Annotated in this window: 19 protein-coding genes; 1 reads left to right on the top strand and 18 read right to left on the bottom strand. The window is 43.8% G+C overall.

Going from position 1 to position 18463, the window contains the following annotated elements:
• Nucleotides 1-10 precede the first annotated feature (10 nt).
• Together AC0VX7_RS08665 and AC0VX7_RS08660 are read right to left on the bottom strand one after the other, a co-directional pair.
• Nucleotides 11-1681 (bottom strand): DAK2 domain-containing protein, encoded by a 1671-nt coding sequence (locus tag AC0VX7_RS08665; protein ID WP_475427490.1) that lies wholly within the window; start codon nucleotides 1679-1681, stop codon nucleotides 11-13.
• A gap of 15 nt (nucleotides 1682-1696) precedes the next feature.
• Complete coding sequence (locus AC0VX7_RS08660) at nucleotides 1697-2059, bottom strand: Asp23/Gls24 family envelope stress response protein (RefSeq protein ID WP_041965977.1); 363 nt, start codon at nucleotides 2057-2059, stop codon at nucleotides 1697-1699.
• Nucleotides 2060-2352: 293 nt separating this feature from the next.
• Here AC0VX7_RS08660 and rpmB point away from each other — a divergent pair, with 293 nt between their 5' ends.
• Nucleotides 2353-2541, top strand: a complete 189-nt coding sequence (rpmB, locus tag AC0VX7_RS08655) for a 50S ribosomal protein L28 (RefSeq protein WP_023614934.1) — start codon at nucleotides 2353-2355, stop codon at nucleotides 2539-2541.
• A 197-nt stretch (nucleotides 2542-2738) separates the two neighbouring features.
• On the opposite strand, the gene spoVM is transcribed toward rpmB, so the two are convergent.
• The 16 genes from spoVM to AC0VX7_RS08575 form a co-directional block, all read right to left on the bottom strand.
• Entirely contained in the window at nucleotides 2739-2819 is an 81-nt protein-coding gene (spoVM, locus tag AC0VX7_RS08650; protein ID WP_144475002.1) for a stage V sporulation protein SpoVM, read from the bottom strand.
• A gap of 136 nt (nucleotides 2820-2955) precedes the next feature.
• Entirely contained in the window at nucleotides 2956-3603 is a 648-nt protein-coding gene (locus AC0VX7_RS08645; RefSeq protein ID WP_475427489.1) for a thiamine diphosphokinase, read from the bottom strand.
• Between the two features lie 93 nt (nucleotides 3604-3696).
• Entirely contained in the window at nucleotides 3697-4341 is a 645-nt protein-coding gene (rpe, locus tag AC0VX7_RS08640) for a ribulose-phosphate 3-epimerase (RefSeq protein ID WP_475427488.1), read from the bottom strand.
• 2 nt (nucleotides 4342-4343) lie between these two features.
• Entirely contained in the window at nucleotides 4344-5225 is an 882-nt protein-coding gene (gene rsgA, locus AC0VX7_RS08635; protein WP_475427487.1) for a ribosome small subunit-dependent GTPase A, read from the bottom strand.
• An 18-nt stretch (nucleotides 5226-5243) separates the two neighbouring features.
• Nucleotides 5244-7193 carry a Stk1 family PASTA domain-containing Ser/Thr kinase gene (gene pknB / locus AC0VX7_RS08630; protein ID WP_475427486.1) on the bottom strand — a complete coding sequence of 650 codons (1950 nt, stop codon included), beginning with the start codon at nucleotides 7191-7193 and terminating at the stop codon, nucleotides 5244-5246.
• Nucleotides 7194-7198: 5 nt separating this feature from the next.
• A complete protein-coding gene (locus AC0VX7_RS08625; RefSeq protein WP_475428110.1) occupies nucleotides 7199-7951 on the bottom strand; it encodes a Stp1/IreP family PP2C-type Ser/Thr phosphatase in 753 nt (250 codons plus the stop codon).
• Nucleotides 7952-7955: 4 nt separating this feature from the next.
• On the bottom strand, nucleotides 7956-9047 hold the full coding sequence (gene rlmN / locus AC0VX7_RS08620; RefSeq protein ID WP_475427485.1) for a dual-specificity RNA methyltransferase RlmN: 1092 nt from the start codon (nucleotides 9045-9047) through the stop codon (nucleotides 7956-7958).
• A 1-nt stretch (nucleotide 9048) separates the two neighbouring features.
• Nucleotides 9049-10398, bottom strand: coding sequence for a 16S rRNA (cytosine(967)-C(5))-methyltransferase RsmB (gene rsmB, locus AC0VX7_RS08615; RefSeq protein ID WP_475427484.1), 1350 nt, complete (start codon nucleotides 10396-10398; stop codon nucleotides 9049-9051).
• Entirely contained in the window at nucleotides 10391-11344 is a 954-nt protein-coding gene (gene fmt / locus AC0VX7_RS08610; protein WP_475427483.1) for a methionyl-tRNA formyltransferase, read from the bottom strand. The genes rsmB and fmt overlap by 8 nt, the downstream gene beginning before the upstream one ends.
• Nucleotides 11341-11826 carry a peptide deformylase gene (gene def, locus AC0VX7_RS08605; protein ID WP_041965986.1) on the bottom strand — a complete coding sequence of 162 codons (486 nt, stop codon included), beginning with the start codon at nucleotides 11824-11826 and terminating at the stop codon, nucleotides 11341-11343. Before def ends, fmt begins: the two co-directional genes overlap by 4 nt.
• Before the next feature lie 139 nt (nucleotides 11827-11965).
• Entirely contained in the window at nucleotides 11966-14380 is a 2415-nt protein-coding gene (priA, locus tag AC0VX7_RS08600; protein ID WP_475427482.1) for a primosomal protein N', read from the bottom strand.
• Nucleotides 14377-15588, bottom strand: a complete 1212-nt coding sequence (coaBC, locus tag AC0VX7_RS08595) for a bifunctional phosphopantothenoylcysteine decarboxylase/phosphopantothenate--cysteine ligase CoaBC (protein ID WP_475427481.1) — start codon at nucleotides 15586-15588, stop codon at nucleotides 14377-14379. The genes priA and coaBC overlap by 4 nt, the downstream gene beginning before the upstream one ends.
• A 631-nt stretch (nucleotides 15589-16219) precedes the next feature.
• Nucleotides 16220-16444 (bottom strand): DNA-directed RNA polymerase subunit omega, encoded by a 225-nt coding sequence (gene rpoZ, locus AC0VX7_RS08590; protein ID WP_041965989.1) that lies wholly within the window; start codon nucleotides 16442-16444, stop codon nucleotides 16220-16222.
• The gene (gmk, locus tag AC0VX7_RS08585; protein ID WP_102262146.1) at nucleotides 16445-17059 is read right to left on the bottom strand and encodes a guanylate kinase; all 615 of its coding nucleotides are present in this window, start codon (nucleotides 17057-17059) and stop codon (nucleotides 16445-16447) included.
• A gap of 9 nt (nucleotides 17060-17068) precedes the next feature.
• Entirely contained in the window at nucleotides 17069-17332 is a 264-nt protein-coding gene (remA, locus tag AC0VX7_RS08580) for an extracellular matrix/biofilm regulator RemA (protein ID WP_023614949.1), read from the bottom strand.
• A gap of 56 nt (nucleotides 17333-17388) precedes the next feature.
• Nucleotides 17389-18264, bottom strand: coding sequence for a YicC/YloC family endoribonuclease (locus AC0VX7_RS08575; RefSeq protein ID WP_475427480.1), 876 nt, complete (start codon nucleotides 18262-18264; stop codon nucleotides 17389-17391).
• Between the last annotated feature and the right edge of the window lie 199 nt (nucleotides 18265-18463).

Genomic DNA, 18463 nt, shown 5'->3' with positions numbered 1-18463 from the left:
CTGGATTAATTTATTCGATCGCGAAAATAAAGGCGTATAATGGCTGTTCTCCATTATGGACTTCAACTTCCACATCGCCGTAATTGCTTTCAACAAACTCGACGATTGAATCGACATCTTCATCTGAAGCGTCTTCACCTTTTAGGATCGTCAGGATTTCAGAGTCTTCATCAAGCATCTGATCCAATAGGTCCTTGGCCGCCTTGACTTTATCCTGATCCTTCAGGATGATCTTCCCATCGGCAAGACCCATGAAATCACCTGTTGAAATTTCAAGACCGTCAATACTTGTATCACGGACAGCATATGTCAGCTGACCCGTTTTCACATGCTGCATGGCTTCAGTCATCGCTTCTTTGTTGTCACCAGCTTCAGCTGATGGGTTAAAGGATAGCAACGCTGTCATTCCCTGAGGAACAGTCTTTGAAGGAATGACAACCACTTCTTCTTCCGCTACCTCAGCAGCCTGCTCAGCGGCCATGATGATGTTTTTATTGTTCGGCAGTATGATTATCTTGCGCGCGTTTACTTCTTTGATTGCCGTAATGATATCCTCTGTGCTCGGATTCATTGTCTGGCCGCCTTCGATTACCGCATTGGCACCAATGCTGCGGAAAAGCTCAGCAATTCCGGAACCCATTGAGACAGCGACGATTCCGTATTCCCGCTTTTCTTTCTTTGGCTCACTAGCCTGTGTTCGAAGAGGGGTTGTCGATTCTCCGACAATATCAGTATGCTGCTGTCGCATATTTTCAATTTTCATATTGATCAGGTTTCCGTATCTTTGTCCATAAGTCAGAACCTCTCCAGGCTGTTCCGAGTGGATATGTACCTTTACAACCTCGTCATCTGAAATAACGAGAAGAGAATCTCCATATTTGCTCAAGTCCTGGCGGAAATTTTCCTCAGAAAATGCTTCTTTCCCTTCAAGCCTAACCATGAATTCAGTACAATAGCCGAATTCGATATCTGCAGTATTCATGTGGCTCTGAACGCTCTTATGGTGCTCAGCGCTGACAAGCTCATTCATGTTCGGCATTGCAGATGGGGAATCAGGAAGCTTTTCGCCCTTCAATTCTGCAAGGAAACCTTCATAAACGAATACAAGACCCTGTCCGCCACTATCGACTACTCCTACTTCCTTTAGGACTGGCAGCAAGTCTGGCGTGCGGTTTAATGATGCCTTCGCCTCTTTCAGCACTTCTTCCATCAAACCAATAAGGCTTTCATGGTTCTTGGCAACAGCTACAGCATGCTTGGCAGCATCCTTTGCTACTGTTAAAATCGTGCCTTCCACAGGTTTCATGACAGCCTTATAAGCTGTTTCAACACCTGCATTCAACGCAGCGGCAAACTCTACAGAGTTCACAGTTGGCTTACTTTCGATTGCTTTTGCAAACCCGCGGAATAACTGGGAAAGGATAACACCGGAGTTTCCTCTTGCTCCCATAAGCAGGCCCTTAGCAAGCGCGGAACCCACCTTCCCGATATGCTCCTGTACATTGTTCTTTACTTCCTTAGCTCCGGAAGTCATGGATAAATTCATATTTGTTCCCGTATCTCCATCAGGAACAGGGAAGACGTTCAGCGCGTCGACATACTTGGCATTCGCCCCCAAATGGTTGGCGCCCTGGATGATCATCTCCGCAAAACGTTTTCCGTCTAGAACATTAATAGACACAAATCTTTCCTCCTCTTACGGGTTCGTTACACGAACTCCCTGAACGTAAATATTGACCGAGTCAACTGCCAGCCCTACAGTTTTATCAAGAGTGTACTTTACCTTTGACTGGACATTGTGGGCAACCTCGGAAATTTTCGTCCCATAGCTCACAATAATATACATATCGATATGTACTTCTTCGTTTTCCTGGCGAACGATTACTCCGCGAGTGAAATTCTCCCTGCGCAAAATATCTGTTAATCCGTCCTTGATCTGATTCTTTGAAGCCATCCCGACAATACCATAACAATCGACTGCTGCGCCGCCTGCAATCGTTGCAATGACATCATTTGATATATCAATTTGTCCGTACTTCGTTTTTAGCTCGATGGACATGATTCGTTCCCCCTTTGGAAAAATAGCGTTATGCTACAGTTATTTTACTATAAACCAATCAATTTTTAAAGTTATTCCGCACTTCCCTTTATTATTCAGCAAGAATCCCAACTATATGTCAAGGTTTTTTTCTTTATAGCTTTCGCTAGAACTATTGCAAATGGGAAATTTCTATGATAAATTATTAAAGTATGTCAGAGAAAAGGTTATCCTGTTAAATCGCAGTTCTGACGATATGCAAATAATTGCAGCAAAAAATAGTTTCAGCTTTTGTCAGTTAGGAGGGAAATCATATGCCACGTAAATGTGTAGTAACTGGTAAATCAACTCGTTCTGGTAACGCACGCTCTCACGCAATGAACGCTAACAAGCGTACATGGGGTGCTAACCTTCAAAAAGTACGTATTCTTGTAGACGGTAAGCCTAAGCGTGTTTGGGTATCTGCAAGAGCTCTAAGATCAGGTAAAGTTGAACGCGTATAATTAAAAAAGTTGCAGACCTTCTGCCTGGCTCGAGTAGCCGGCAGGAAACTGCACGGCATCCATGTGGGTGCCTTTTTTATTTTGTAATGGATTTTTATTTCTCTATGCTCATTCTTCCCCAATGGCGGCAAAATAATAGCACCCCGTTTCCAGGGTGCCCAAGAGTATACTTTCCTTCTAATTCTTTGTAATCAGTTCTAATCTTTTTTAAACGCACCTAACATTGCCCGAACGAGGCCACCTAAAAACCTAGGTAGTTTGATTGTATAGAATCTCATACCGTCCCTCCTCACCATCTCTCGCAAACCAGTCTACTTTCTGCATCCGTATAGTATATTCGCGGGTATGCAAAAATTGCTCCTTACATGTGAATCCGTGAATTCAAATCATGAATAGAGCTGTGTAAGAAGACCTTCAATCCCTGCTCCTTACAACTAATAATATGCCTTCAGAAAATGAAAAAGTACCATGACCTCTAATAAGTTCATTACTAATACATAGTGTCGATCCCATAGGAATATGACAGTCATTTAATGGGTATTTAAAATTTTTCAGTGTCATTCCGGAGACTGCTGGTGTAACAGGGAGGAAGGAAATATATTTATATTCATCCAATTTGCTGACGGTGTAGCTTCCTGGTTTTTTAACAAATAAAATGTTTTTTGCATCAATCATTTCGATATGGAGTGCAGAACCCTGCTGGAGAGGTTTGACCAGCAGCTGGATGTTAGCCATTAAGTGGTCAAGCCTTCCCCCGGTTGCGCCAAATATCGTTATGGATTCTGGTTCCTGCTCAAGAGCCCAGTTTAAAGCTAGTTCCATATCTGTCTCATCTTTTTCAGGTTTGAATTTTTTCAGGTCAGTAACCACTTTTTCTATTTCAGCCATTTCTGCTTCTGAAACAGAGTCAAAATCCCCAAAAGCTGCTGATGGCTTGATACCCGCCTTCAATAAGTAAAATACACCTCTATCAATCCCAATCCAGGTAACATTCATTTCATCATATAAATGGAAATCTGGTATCAGGTTTGCCGGGCCTCCTGCTACTAAATTTATTTTCATAAAAACATCTCCTTTTTGGCCTAATAAAGATAGGAAATTGTCTAAAATCAATAAGCTAAATAAAGCCAGCCGCATGTGACGGCTGGCTTTATTTTATGGTCTTAAGCTTGCGATGGCTGCTCCTCTGTCTTCCTTATTGAAAACAGCTGAACCTGCAACGAGTACATTCGCCCCTGCTTCTACACAAAGCTTGGCGGTTTCTTCGTTCACTCCGCCATCGACTTCAATTTCAAGAGCGGGATTCAGTGAATCTGCTAGCTCTTTTACCTGCCTGATTTTCGGAAGTACTGAGGAAATGAATTTTTGGCCGCCAAAGCCCGGATTGACAGACATAAGCAGCACCATATCTATATCCTCGATGATATGCTTCAGGCTATCCACTGGAGTTGCAGGATTCAGGACAACCCCTGCCTTAACACCAGTGGATTTAATTAGCTGGATTGTCCTATGCAGATGCCTGCTTGCTTCTACATGGACCGTGATGTAATCAGCTCCAGCTTTAGCGAATGCTTCAATGTATTGGTCCGGATTTTCAATCATCAGGTGTACATCAAGCGGAAGCTTCGTTACTGGCCTGATTGCCTCGACAATTAATGGGCCAATCGTAATGTTCGGCACAAAATGGCCATCCATTACATCCACATGAATATAATCAGCTCCGCCTCTCTCGACGTCCTTGATTTCTTCGCCTAAACGAGCAAAGTCAGCTGATAAAATTGAAGGTGCTATTTTCACCATGTTTAGTACCTCGGCTTTCTATCTTTGATTTCTAGCAAGAAGTCCTTATAGTGTGAATACCTGTATTCAGGCAGTGTTTCAGACTCGACTGCCGCTTTAACTGCACACTTAGGTTCAGCCATGTGGAGACATCCCCGGAATTTGCAATCCTCGCTGATTTCAGAAATTTCCGGGAAGCATGAATTCAACTCTTCTGCCTCAATTTCGGTAAATTCCAGAGAACTGAAGCCAGGTGTGTCGGCTACAAGTCCATTATTGATTGTAATCAGCTCAACATGTCTTGTTGTATGCTTACCCCTCCCCAGATGTGAGGAGATATCATCGGTTTTCAATTCCAGATCTGGACGGATTGCGTTGAGCAGTGATGACTTCCCAACTCCCGATTGCCCGGCAAATACAGAAATCTTTCCCTCAATATGGGGTTTTAATTTTTCCAGACCCTCTGAAGTTTCAGACGATGTAAAAATAACTTCATAGCCTGCTTTCCGATAATCTTCCGCATATTCCTCAAGTCGGGACTTTTGCTCTTCACTGGTCAAATCCATTTTCGTAATGCAGATGAGTGGCTCGATTTGGTTATATTCAACAAGTACCAAAAACCGGTCGAGCAGGGCCGTACTGAAGTCGGGTTCTACTGCTGAAAAAACTAGGATTGCCTGGTCTACATTCGCGATTGGCGGCCGAACTAACTCATTCTTCCGGGGTTTGACCTCCATGATATAGCCTTCCGTGTCGTTTTCAGCCTGGAATACGACCTCGTCACCTACAAGCGGCGTTACCTTGTTTTTGCGAAAAACACCGCGGCCTCGGCATTGGACAACTCCATCCTCATTCGCAACATAATAAAAACCGCTCAGCGCCTTGATAATTTTGCCCTCAGGCATAGCAACACTCCCTGTCTGTTAGTCTTGTGGATAATCCACGGTGCCACTATCAATGATTTTCCCATCCCGCATAATCTTATAGGTAGCCTTTTCACCAGGAGCAATCAGAAAATCAAGATTAAGAATTATATCCTCAGTGAGTTCAAAGGTGTCTGCAGGAACATCTTCCTTGTTGTTCATATCACCTATGAAGACTTTGACTTCTTGAGGTACTCCTTCTTCTGTAGGCTGATAGGGTATGGGCACATCTCTTGTTTCCTTTTTCGGTACCGGCTCAGGTCCTATCGAAATGACAACACTTACCTTACCGCCTGGTGGCAGTTCAGTTCCCGCTTCAGGTTTTTGGGAAATAACCAATCCAGCAGGGGTCGTATCATGAAACGCCTCAGTACTTTCAATAACCAGCCCAGTGCTTTCAGCATAAATATCGAGGTTACTTTGGTTGTATTCTTTTAAATCACGCAAAGTTACCATTTCAGGCCCCATGCTGACCTTAAATTCCAAAGTTGTATCCTCTGGGACGACAGATTCCCCACCAGGAGGATATTGTTCAAGGATTTCACCTGGCTCACTATCATCATCATGCTCTTCGGTTTTTTTGATATCCTTGAAGCCTTTTCCTTCAAGCAGTTTGACGACATCGTCATACGTCCTGCCAGTATAATCTGATAGTTCTAATTCTTCTTTGCCGGTACTGATATATAAGTCAATTTCATTGCCTTCTTTAATCATCTTTCCCGCTTTAGGATTTGTACGGATAACATTTCCCTCTTCGACTTCATCATCACTGATTTCTTTCTTATCTCCAATGATAAACCCAGCGGACATGAGTTCAGCGACTGCTTCTTCTAATTCCATGCCACTTACATCAGGCACTTCCTTTTCCTTCGGACCGAATAAGTCAGGACCCATTGTCACCATTACTATTCCCGCAGTCAGGATCAACAAAAACAAAACCGTCATGATAATTGGCCATTTCTTTTTCTTTTTTTTCTCAGGCTTTCCATTTAGTTCCTGTGAAGCGGGAGCATCTTTCCTTACGATTGTTTCATCAAGATTATGATAAGGCCGGTCATTCGTTATGATTGGTATCGCTTTTGTAGCTTCATCATCTTCCGGAATGACGAACTTTCCTTCATTCAAACGCTTTGAGTCAAGCGCTGTTCGCAAATCATCTTCCATTTCATCGACATTATCATACCGATGGAATGGATCCTTCGCAGTCGCCTTGAGAACAATATTCTCAACGCTTTGAGGAATTTGCGGATTCCACCTTTTTAAGGAAGGAGTTTCGGACTGTAAATGCTTAAGGGCGATGGAAACAGCAGATTCACCTGAAAACGGCAGCCTGCCGGTGAGCAATTCGAACATGACAATCCCAATCGAATAAATATCCGATTTCTTATTCGCCATGCCGCCTCTTGCTTGTTCAGGAGAAAGATAATGAACAGAACCCAGCACTGAATTGGTTTGAGTAATACTGGTCGCACTTAAAGCCATCGCGATACCGAAATCGGTAATTTTCACTGTACCGTTACTGTCGATCAGGATATTGTGTGGCTTGATATCGCGGTGGACAATATGATTATGGTGGGCATCTGAAATTGCCGATGTAAGCTGCTTCATGATGTCCAGGGCTTCTTCAACTTGAACAGGTGCATGTTGCTGTATGTACTGCTTCAATGTCTGTCCAGCGACATATTCCATCACAATATAGTATAGCCCGTCCTCTTCACCGACATCATAAATACTGACGATATTCGGATGGGCAAGGCTAGTTGCGGATTGCGCTTCTCTATGGAACCTGCGGATGAATTCATCATCATTGGCAAAATCAAGACGAAGCATCTTGACCGCTACATCCCTGTCGAGAATCATATCATGAGCAAGGTAGACATTCGCCATGCCTCCGCCGCCAATCATATCCTTGATCTTATAACGCCCGCTGATTCTTTTTCCAATAATCATATTCTTCACCTGCCCTCGTTGAATTCCTGGTATTCGACGATAGCAAGAGTAATATTATCTTCGCCGCCGTACTGATTTGCCCTTTTGATAAATTCAGCTGCCTTATCTTCAAGTGACATTTCTTTGTTAGTTATGACACTTTCCATTTCTTCCTGGCTTACTTTATTGGAAAGGCCATCTGAACAAAGCAGCAATGCATCTTCCTCTTCAAAGATGATTGTTCTCACGTCCATCTCAACTGACTCTTCAGTTCCGAGCGCCCTTAGAAGGACATTTTTCCGCGGATGATGCTCTGCATCTTCTCTGGAAATTTGTCCAGAACGAACGAGTTCGTTAACAAGAGAGTGATCTTCAGTTAACTGTTTGAATCCCGTTTCGTTTAATAAGTAACCACGGCTGTCCCCTATGTTTACGATGGTAGCAAACAGATTCGTACAAATGGCTGCCACGATTGTCGTGCCCATGCCTTCACATTCGGTGTTTTTCATAGAGTGCTCGAATATTTCCTTGTTAACTTGCAACACCGCTTTTTCCATCCATTTTTCTGCTTCTTCTGCTGTATGTATCTGAGTTGATTTCTCCCAAAGGTCTTTTAAGTGATTGGTAGTCATTTCACTGGCAACATCCCCCGCACGGTGGCCGCCCATGCCATCTGCTACGATGGCAAGGCGTTGACCGTGAGGATTTACAAAGATGCCGCCATTGTCTTCATTATGCAGGCGGACTTTTCCCCTGTCTGTCATGAAAACAGCTTTCATCTTGTCACCTCGTCTCTTCTTTTCTTTCTTTCGCCCGAAGTTGTCCGCAAGCTGCTTCAATGTCATGCCCTTGTTCTCTTCTGATTGTTACATTCACTCCACGGTCGCGAAGAGTACGTTCAAACTTGAAGATTTGGCTCTTTGGTGTCCTTACGTAATCACGTTCAGGTACATAGTTGACCGGAATCAAATTGATATGGCATTTCAAACCTTTAACCAGTTGTGCAAGCTCTTCAGCATGCTCAACCTGATCATTGACACCCCCGAACAGACCGTATTCAAAGCTGATTCTTCTTCCTGTCTTATTCACATAGTAACGGACTGCGTCCATTAAATCAGGAAGCTTGTATGCGCGGTTGATCGGCATCAGCCTGCTGCGCAATTCATTATTTGGAGCATGCAGGGAAATCGCAAAGTTTATTTGCATATTTTCATCCGCAAATTGATAGATCTTAGGGATGATCCCGCTTGTGGATACGGTTATATGTCGTGCACCAATGTTCATGCCTTTGTCATGGTTCATAATTTTCAAGAATGAAAGCATATGGTCATAGTTGTCGAATGGTTCACCGATTCCCATGATAACAATCGAACTTACTCTCTCGTCTGTCTCGTCTAGTGCCTGTTGTACCTTTACGACTTGGGCAACGATTTCTCCTGCTTCCAGGTTCCTCTTCAAACCGCCAAGGGTAGAAGCACAGAAAGTACAGCCGATCCTGCAGCCAACCTGTGTGGTTACACAGACAGAGTTTCCATACTCATGCCGCATGAGCACCGTTTCAATTGATACTCCATCCTGCAATTCAAATAAAAACTTGATTGTTCCGTCAGATGATGTCTGCTGAATGATTGTACTCAGGGTTGTCAGGACAAAATGCTCGTCTAGCTTGTCCCTTAAAGGCTTAGGCAAATTGGACATATCTTCAAAAGAAGCTGCTCTTTTTTTGTAGAGCCAGTCATATATTTGTTCTGCCCTGAACGGTTTTTCTCCTTGATCCTTCAGCCAATCCTTCAGTTCTTCAAGCTGAAGTGAATAAATGGACTTTTTTGCTATATCCTCGGTTGCTTCATTTCTAGCTGTTTTTTCTTGATCCATGTTATTCCACCTTCTTTCTTAAACAAGCAATATAAAACCCATCAGAGCCAAAGTCCTGCGGAAGAATTTGCACATCATAGCCATTGATCAATGGTTTGATAGCCTCTGGCATTCTTTCTGCAAATGTTGTATCTCCTTCGAATTCCGGATGCTCGCGTAAAAATTTTTCGATTACTTCCTGGTTTTCTTCACGGTCAACCGTGCATGTACTATATACCAGTGTACCCTTAGCTTTCAAAAGAGGGGCGACTGATTCGAGCAGGCTCAGCTGAATGGTTTGCAACTGTGATAAATCCTGTTCTTTCTTAGTATACTTCATATCCGGCTTTCGTCTCATTACTCCAAGACCAGAGCAGGGAGCATCCAGCAATACCCTGTCAATTGATTCTTTTTCAAAATGGGTGGCTGCCTGGCGGCTGTCCATTTTTTGAACTTCAATATTTTCGAGACCCAAACGCTCAGCATTCTCAGAGATAAGCTTCACCTTGTGCTCATGAAGGTCAAGTGATATCACCTTCCCGCTATTTCCAAGCTTCTCGGCGATATGAGTAGTTTTCCCTCCAGGTGCAGCACATGCATCAAGAATCACTTCTTCTTCTTTAATGCCTAGTGCGTTGGCAACCAGCATGGAGCTTTCATCCTGGATGGTCAACAACCCATATTTGAAAGCTTTAGATGAGGCCAGATTGCCTCTCAGACACTTGACTGCTTCTGGCAGAATTGGACTCGGCTCTACCTCAAAACCTTCTTCCTCCAGAAGCTCGAGGCACTCATCACGAGAAATTCTCGTCAGATTGACTCTGCCTGTCTGCAGCGGTGCAGTTAAATTCACTTCACACATTTCCCGTGTCTTTTCCTCACCGAATTGGTCTACCCACCTACTTACAAGCCACAATGGATGGCTGGTCTCAATGGATATTCTTTCCGCAGGATCCGCAATGGAATCAAGTGAAGGTAATCCATTTCTCTGGATGCTCCTGAGCACACCATTCACAAGACTGGCAATGCCCTTATGTCCCCTGCGTTTTGCGATTTCCACCGCTTCAAAAATTGCCGCTCTTTCCGGAATCTTATCTAAGTAAACCATCTGGTAAACTGTCATGCGAAGCAGATTGATGACCCAGCTTTGAAGCTTTTTGTTTTTCTCGATAAAAGGCTTTAGATAAAAATCGATGGTCATTTTGCGCTGAAGCGTGCCATATACCAATTCTGTAAGCAGCCCTACATCGATCGGACTGATTTCATTTTTATCTATCGCGCTGTTCAAGAGCAGATTGCTGTACGCCTGGTTCTTTCCAATTGTTTCCAGGAGCTGCAAGGCAGTATCTCTTACATTTTTCTTTTTACTCATTGATGTCTCCTAACTTAACACCTGGCTCTAAGTTTGCCCCTGCCCCAAGCAAGAATTGCTTCGCATCCATCTTTTTCTTGCCGGCTGGCTGAAGTTCTGTGATTTTTATTGCGGTTTCATCACCAGTCGCAACAACAAAACCATCTTCTTCAACTTTTACGATCGTCCCAGGTTGGTCGCTTCCTTTATGGCTTGCTTTTTCGGCACCCCATAGCTTCATTACCGATCCATCCATAGTGGTATAGGCAACAGGCCAAGGATTCATGCCGCGGATATGGTTATATATATCGGCGCCAGCTCTGTTCCAATCGATTTTTTCCTGTTCGCGCTTGATGTTCCATGCAAATGTAGCTTCTTCATTGTTTTGTGGAACAGGAGTGATTTCTCCTTTTAACAGCATTGGGAGCGTCTCTGACAAAAGGTCTGCACCAGCTGTGCTCATTTTATCATGCAATGATCCAACTGTATCTGTTTCGGTAATTGGTACTTCCACCTGGGTCAGGATATCGCCAGCGTCCAGTTTTTCAACCATATACATGATAGTTATTCCTGTTTTTTCTTTCCCTTCAATGATGGCATAGTGAATTGGTGCACCACCGCGAAGCTCTGGCAGAAGGGATGCATGGACATTGATGCATCCATACTTCGGCGCCTCGAGGAGCTGATTTGGTAAGATTTGACCAAAAGCAGCAGTGACAATTAAATCCGGATTAAGTGCCAGGATTTTATCCAGCTCTTCCTGCTGGAGGATTTTCTCTGGCTGATAAACAGGGATGCCATGTTTCAACGCTTCTGATTTTACTGGAGGCGGTGTCAGGACCCTTTTTCTGCCAACTGGGCGGTCGGGCTGGGTAACGACTCCTATGACGTCATAGCCCTCGTCGACCAATCTTCTCAAAACCGGGACAGAAAAGTCCGGAGTCCCCATAAATACGATTCTTGTCATTCCTGGTTCAACTCCTCTAACTCAGCTTCTTCGATATATCTTGACACCTTAGTGGTGAATAACACACCGTGCAGATGGTCAATCTCATGCAGGATCGCTCTTGCCAAAAACTCCTCTGCTTCTAATTCATAGCTTTTCCCTTTGCGATCCTGTGCCTTTACCTTCACATAGTTGGGGCGAGTGACCTCTCCGTATAATCCCGGGAAACTTAAGCATCCCTCAGGTCCAGTCTGCTCACCGCGAGTCTCGAGAATCACCGGGTTGATCAATTCAATCGTACCGTGCTCATCATCAATATCGACAATCGCAATCTGCTTCTTTATATCTATTTGAGGGGCAGCCAGACCAACACCATCAAATTCAATCATTGTATCATACATGTCATCCAGCAGCTTTGCCAGTTTTTTATCGAAAGCTGTGACCTTTTCGCATTCCTGCTCCAAAATGTCTGCTGGGTAATTAACTATTTTTCTTACTGCCAAAATAAATCCTCCAATAAATCCATTTAAATATTAGTATTAGCTTGTTCAATCATCTTTTTTCGTAAACTTTCCTGAAGGCTCATTCCGTAAACTTTATTGCTCGGAAAGCAGCAATCCATGCAAAAGTTTAAAAATATCCTTACATCAGAATATAAGGGTTCAGGTCGACAGAAATCTGCAACGCTCCTGTACCAGTTTCCTGCTGGTAATGATCCAGTATTGTTTTTAAGGCATTTTTAAGTTCTGGTTCCTTTTTGTATTTTATCAGACATTGATAGCGATATCTATCGTTGATCCGTGGGATTGGTGATGCTACAGGACCCAGAACGACTGCTTCATTCGTCAGCCTTGAGGAGATGAATTTTGCGATCTTTTCAGTAACTGATACGACTTTCATCAATTCTTCATGGCTGACAGTTACCAGGGAAAGGTAATAAAATGGCGGGTACTGATGAACCTTACGGATTAGCATCTCCTGCTGATAAAACCGGTCGTAATCCTGTGTCCCGGCAAGCTCAACACTGTAATGCTCAGGAGTATAAGTTTGGATCACTACCTCTCCAGGAAGCTTGTGTCTTCCAGCCCTTCCGCTAACCTGCGTCAAAAGCTGAAATGTTTTTTCCGAGGACCGGAAATCAGGCAGATTCAACATTGTGTCTGCTGAAAGAACACCTACTAATGTAATGTTTGGAAAATCCAGCCCTTTCGCAATCATTTGCGTTCCGAGTAAAATGTCTGCCTGGCCCTCCTGAAAAGCAGTCAGTAACTTTTCATGTGAACCTTTCCTGCCGGTTGTATCGACATCCATCCTGATAATTCTCGCTTCAGGAATCAATTTTAACAATTCTTCCTCAACCTTTTGAGTTCCGGTCCCGAAATAGCGGATATGCTCACTGTTGCATTCAGGACAAATTGTCGGCACCCTGTCTTCATAACCGCAATAATGGCACTTCATCTGCTCATTATAACGGTGGTATGTCAGCGTAATATCGCAATGTGGGCAGTTCATGACATAACCGCAATCACGGCACATCACAAACGACGAATGCCCGCGTTTATTCAAAAACAGGACAGTCTGCTCTTTTTTCTCCAGCCTGTCTTTTATCTTTTCAAAAAGGTTTACCGAAAACATAGACCGGTTTCCGGTCCGCAATTCTTCACGCATATCGACGATTTCAACTGTTGGGAGCGCCTGATTGTTCATCCTCTTTGGCAGCGATAGCAGAGTGTACCTTCCTTTTTGCGCCCGTGCGAATGATTCAAGTGAAGGTGTTGCACTGCCAAGGACAACTGGACAAGCATTTGTTTTAGCCCGCTGGATCGCCACGTCCCTTGCATGGTATCTCGGGTTCTCCTCTTGTTTGTAGCTCGTTTCATGTTCTTCATCGATGATGATGATCCCGATATTCTCAAATGGAGCAAAGATCGCTGACCTCGCACCTACAACAACTTTTACTTCCTTCCGCTGGATTTTCCGCCATTCATCATACTTCTCCCCAGCCGACAGGCCGCTATGCATGACAGCCACCAAATCACCAAACCGCTCTTTGAATCGCGTGACCATTTGCGGCGTTAATGAAATTTCAGGCACAAGCACAATCGCTTCCTTGCCTTTCCTTAAGACCTCCTGGATGGATTGCAAATAGACCTCTGTCTTCCCGCTGCCTGTAACACCATACAATAGGAAGACTTCATGCAAATCCTTTTCAATTGCAGAAAGGATCGGGCTAATAGCCTTTTCTTGCTCTTCTGTCAGTTCCAGAGCAACCTTCCGTTCAAATTTCCGTTCTGAATATGGGTCTCTGTATACCTCCAGCTCTTCAACTTTCAGTATACCTTTTTTAACAAGTGATTGAATTGATGCCTGGGAGATTCCGAGAGTGGAGAGTATCAGCCTCTGTTCCACAGGCTCCGGATGTTCAAGGAAGAAGTCGAGCACAGATTGTTGCCCTGACGCCTGTGGTGGAAGTTTATCCCGTGTCTCCTTCAGCTGATCAGTATCGATTGCTGGGGAAACATGCTTGAGCAGCTTTTTGCGTACCCTGTCCTTCACCTGGTAAACAACATCTACCCTGCCAGAGGCCGCCTCCTTTTGGAGTTGCTGGACAAGCCCCTTCGAAACGGCATCCTCCCATTTAATTTCCCTATTTTCTCTGAATAACTCTATTAAATTTCCAGATAGGTCGGTTATATTTGTTCCTTTTGCCAGGACAATTTTCTTTTCATATTTAGCCTTTAATGCTGCTGGAAGCATTGCCTGATAAGAGGAGATTTTATAGCTTAATGTATGCTCAGTCAACCAGTCACCCAGCTGTAGAAGCTCCTCATTCAATACCGGTGTCAAATCAAGAGGTTCGATGATTGCCCGCAGCTTCGAAAAACTGGACTCTCCCTTAAGGTCCCTGACAAAACCCTGGATTTTCCTTGGACCGAAGGGGACGATCACCCTTGTCCCAGGCTTGATCACATCTTTGTATTTTTCAGGAATTTTATAGTCAAAAGTTTTGTCGGTTTGCTTTGCAGGCACATCGACAATAACACTTGCTATATTCATAAGCTTTCATCCTTTTTTAACAATTGGACAACTTCGGTAAGGATATTTCGGGCTACATCTGCTTTTGGCATCAAAGGCAGTTCGATGTTCGTACCATCTTTTTTGTAAATGGTGACGATATTCGTATCAGCACCAAAGCCAGCCCCTTCCTGCTTAACGTTATTCGCCACAATCATGTCTGCGTTTTTTCTGGCAAGCTTGCCCTTTGCATGGTTTTCGACATTATTTGTTTCAGCCGCAAATCCCACAATCACCTGGTCCTTTTTCCTTTGACCAAGCTCAAAAAGGATATCCTTCGTTCTTTCAAGCTCAAGAGCCTGGTTGCCTTCTTTTTTCTTCATTTTCTCTTCATATATATACTTCGGCCGGTAATCCGCCACTGCTGCGGTGCCAATCATGACGTCTGCTTCATCAAAATGTTCCAGCGCAGCCAGGTACATATCCTCGGCACTTTCAACTTTGATCAATTCAGCTCCACTTGGAGGTTCCAGGTTGACTGGACCAGAAACAAGGAACACTCTTGCTCCCATTTTCACAGCTTCTCCTGCTATTGCATACCCCATCTTGCCAGTTGAATGGTTGGTGAGGAAACGGACAGGGTCGATCTTCTCCCTTGTAGGGCCCGCGGTAATCAAAAGAGTTTTCCCCGAAAGTTCCCCGCCCTGGTTATTAAAAAATTGGCGTGCAAGCTCTACGATTGTCTCAGGTTCCTCAAGACGGCCCTTGCCTGTGTATCCACATGCTAAATACCCTTCTCCCGGTTCAATAAATTCATAACCGAAGCTCCTTAGAGTTTCCATGTTTTTCTTGACAGCAGGATGTTGATACATATGTACATTCATCGCTGGTGCAACCCATACCGGTGCAGTCGCAGCCAGGAGCGTAGTAGATATCATATTGTCAGCGATCCCGTTTGCAAGCTTGCCGATGATGTTGGCAGTTGCCGGAGCAATTATAATCAAATCAGCCCAATCGGCTAAATGGATATGGGCGATATTTTCAGGATTTTTCTCGTCGAATGTATCTGTATAAACTTCACTTCTGGACAATGCCTGAAAAGTGAGCGGAGTTACGAATTTAGCAGCTGAGTCACTAAGGATTACCTTCACTTCAGCGCCAGCCTGGGTAAGCTTGCTCGTCAGCGCAGCACCCTTATATACAGCGATCCCACCGGTCACGCACAATAGAATTTTTTTACCGTTCAGCATGTCAGAGAACCCCCATTTTACAACAAACTATCATTATGATTGAACTATAACATTTTTTCACAGATTAAGCATGGAATAGGCAAGGTAGCTACTTTAATATATCGCTGGGACATGAACAGAGCCTTACATAATGACCTACCTTGACTGGGTCACTGTTTATTAGGTTATTGTGTTTGTCTATGTGACCTTTTTGCGAAAAAAATTCCAGGTTTGGGCTTTTAGACCTTTTCTATAGGACCTTTTACAAACAAAAATCCCAATTCAGGCTTATTGAATGTTTCTATAGGACCTTTTACTAGCAAAAACCCCAATTCGGGCTTATAGAATGTTTCTACAGGACCTTTTACTAGCAAAAACCCCGTTTCGGGCTTATAGAACTTTTGCCAGTAAACCTAAACAAAAGGCTCTGTTATAGCCCAATGATGTTTTAATGTCCTGTTGATTGTAGTGGAAGGCGCGAAGACTCCTGCGGGATTAGCAAGTCATGGGGAGACCCCGCAGGCGCTTAAAGCGCCGAGGAGGCTCCCCGACTGCCCGCGGAAAGCGAAGCGCCTGGAACGAAAATCAACAGCCGAGTTTAACAGAGCAAAATAAAAAATAACAACCCAATAAATAGGTTGTTATCGCGGTGTTATTCGTTGATATTTAACTCTTCATGGCTTCCTGCTGTCTTGAAGTGAAGCTTTTCTGCGTTGATTTCTTCAAGTGCCTTGCCGACGAATTTGTGGGAAACATACTTATCTAATTTAGCATCCATGTGCACCTGCATGCTGCGCGCGCGCTTTGCAGCAACCGATACCAATGAATATTTTGAATCGATTTTAGTCATTAAAGAGTCAATAGAAGGATTAAGCATTTATTCTACCTCCAGCATTTTTTTATAACGATGTTGAACGCGTTCCCTGCGGCAGTGTTCCGCTACAACGATTGACTTAACTCGATCGGCTGCGTTTTCAACATGATCGTTTTCAACCACATAATCATATAATTCCATCATTTCAAGTTCTTCTCTTGCAGCTTTCATCCTGCCTTTGATGATATCTTCCGTTTCAGTGCCTCGTGTCACGATCCGGTTTTCAAGCTCTGAAAGGCTGGGCGGTGCAAGGAAAATGAAAAGTCCCTCAGGGAATTTCTTCCTTACCTGGCTTGCTCCCTGAACTTCAATTTCAAGGAAAACATCCCTTCCCGCATCAAGCGTTTCGCGGACGTACTCAACTGGAGTTCCATAGTAATTGCCAACAAACTCCGCATACTCTAGCAATTGGTCCTCTCTGATCATCTCTTCAAACTCTTCCCTTGTCTTGAAGAAATAATCCACTCCATTTTGCTCACCTTCACGAGGCAGCCTCGTTGTCGCGGACACGGAATATTCAAAAGCTGTATCGTGCTGGGAAAATAATTCTTTCCGGACTGTGCCTTTGCCAACTCCTGATGGTCCTGAAAGAACAATCAACAATCCTTTTTCCTGCATTAAATAGTCCTACCCTTCATCAATAATATCATCACGGTCATTCAGGCGGTGAGCTACCGTTTCCGGCTGTACCGCAGAGAGAATGACATGGTCGCTGTCCATGACGATGACAGCCCTCGTCCTTCTTCCGTATGTAGCATCTATTAACGATCCTCGGTCGCGAGCGTCCTGGATGATCCGTTTTATTGGAGCTGATTCAGGACTTACGATCGAAATGATCCTGTTAGCTGAAACAATATTGCCGAAGCCTATATTTATAAGCTTTATTGCCATGATGGTCCCCCAATCATCAGTTATTTATTTTGGCCTTTAAAAACCCTTTCTAAACGCTACTCTATATTTTGCACTTGTTCCTTAACCTTTTCCAGGAGGCTTTTCATTTCGACAACTTCCCTGGCAATTCTTGAATCATTCGCCTTGGAACCGATCGTGTTGACCTCGCGATTCATTTCCTGAAGCAGAAAATCAAGTTTCCTTCCAAGAGGCTCATTCGCCTTCACTATTTCTTGGAATTGACTTACATGGCTTTCAAGCCGAGAAATCTCTTCACTGATATCCGCTTTATCTGCAAAGAAGGCAACCTCGGTGAGGATTCTGTCCTCATCTGCCTGGCTATCCAAAAATTCAGCCATTTTCTTATGAAGCCTCTCGCGGTACTGCTCTACAACATTCGGCGCCAGCTTGTTCACGCTCGAAATGTTCTCTTTTAGCTGTCCGATATGCTGCAATACATCCTTTTCAAGTGCTGACCCTTCCAGCCTGCGCATTTGGACTAGCTGGTTGCCTGCATCCTCAACGGCAGAAAGGACAAGAAGTTCAAGTTCTTCATTTTCAGCTTCTATTTCCTCAATATGGATGATTTCTTCCCTGCTGACAATATCACGGAGCTCAATATCCCCCGTTATGCTGTACCTGTTTTTAATTTCTGATATGTGATGGACTAATTCGTCAAGGGCTTTCCAGTCAATATGTACACTTCGGCTAACTATGCCTTCGCCCTCCAAAGTTACAAATACTTCGACTCTCCCTCTTTTTATGTGTTCGCCAAATTTCTTCTTTATTTTTTCTTCCGTTTTCAGGAGCTGTCGGGGCATGCGAATATGGAATTCACAAAAACGGTGATTGACCGTTTTTACCTCGACTGTGACACTGAACCTCTCTGATTCAGCCCTGCTCCTTCCAAACCCAGTCATACTGACGACCATTTCAGACACATCCATTCTTGCTAAAAGGCTGTTTTCGTAAGATTGTTGTTAAAATCCTAACGCCGATTTTAACGTGATAAATGCCATTTTGTAGTTCGATATTAAGTGTGCTAGCTCTTTTCTCTTAATAATCTTTATTTGTGAAGAAACATAGGTCATTTAATCCTATTTTGTAGCCAATAGCAACAATTTGAGAAAA

It is taken from the genome of Mesobacillus sp. QJM3NY_10, assembly GCF_056173465.1.
This window is presented reverse-complemented; position numbering and strand designations above follow the sequence as displayed.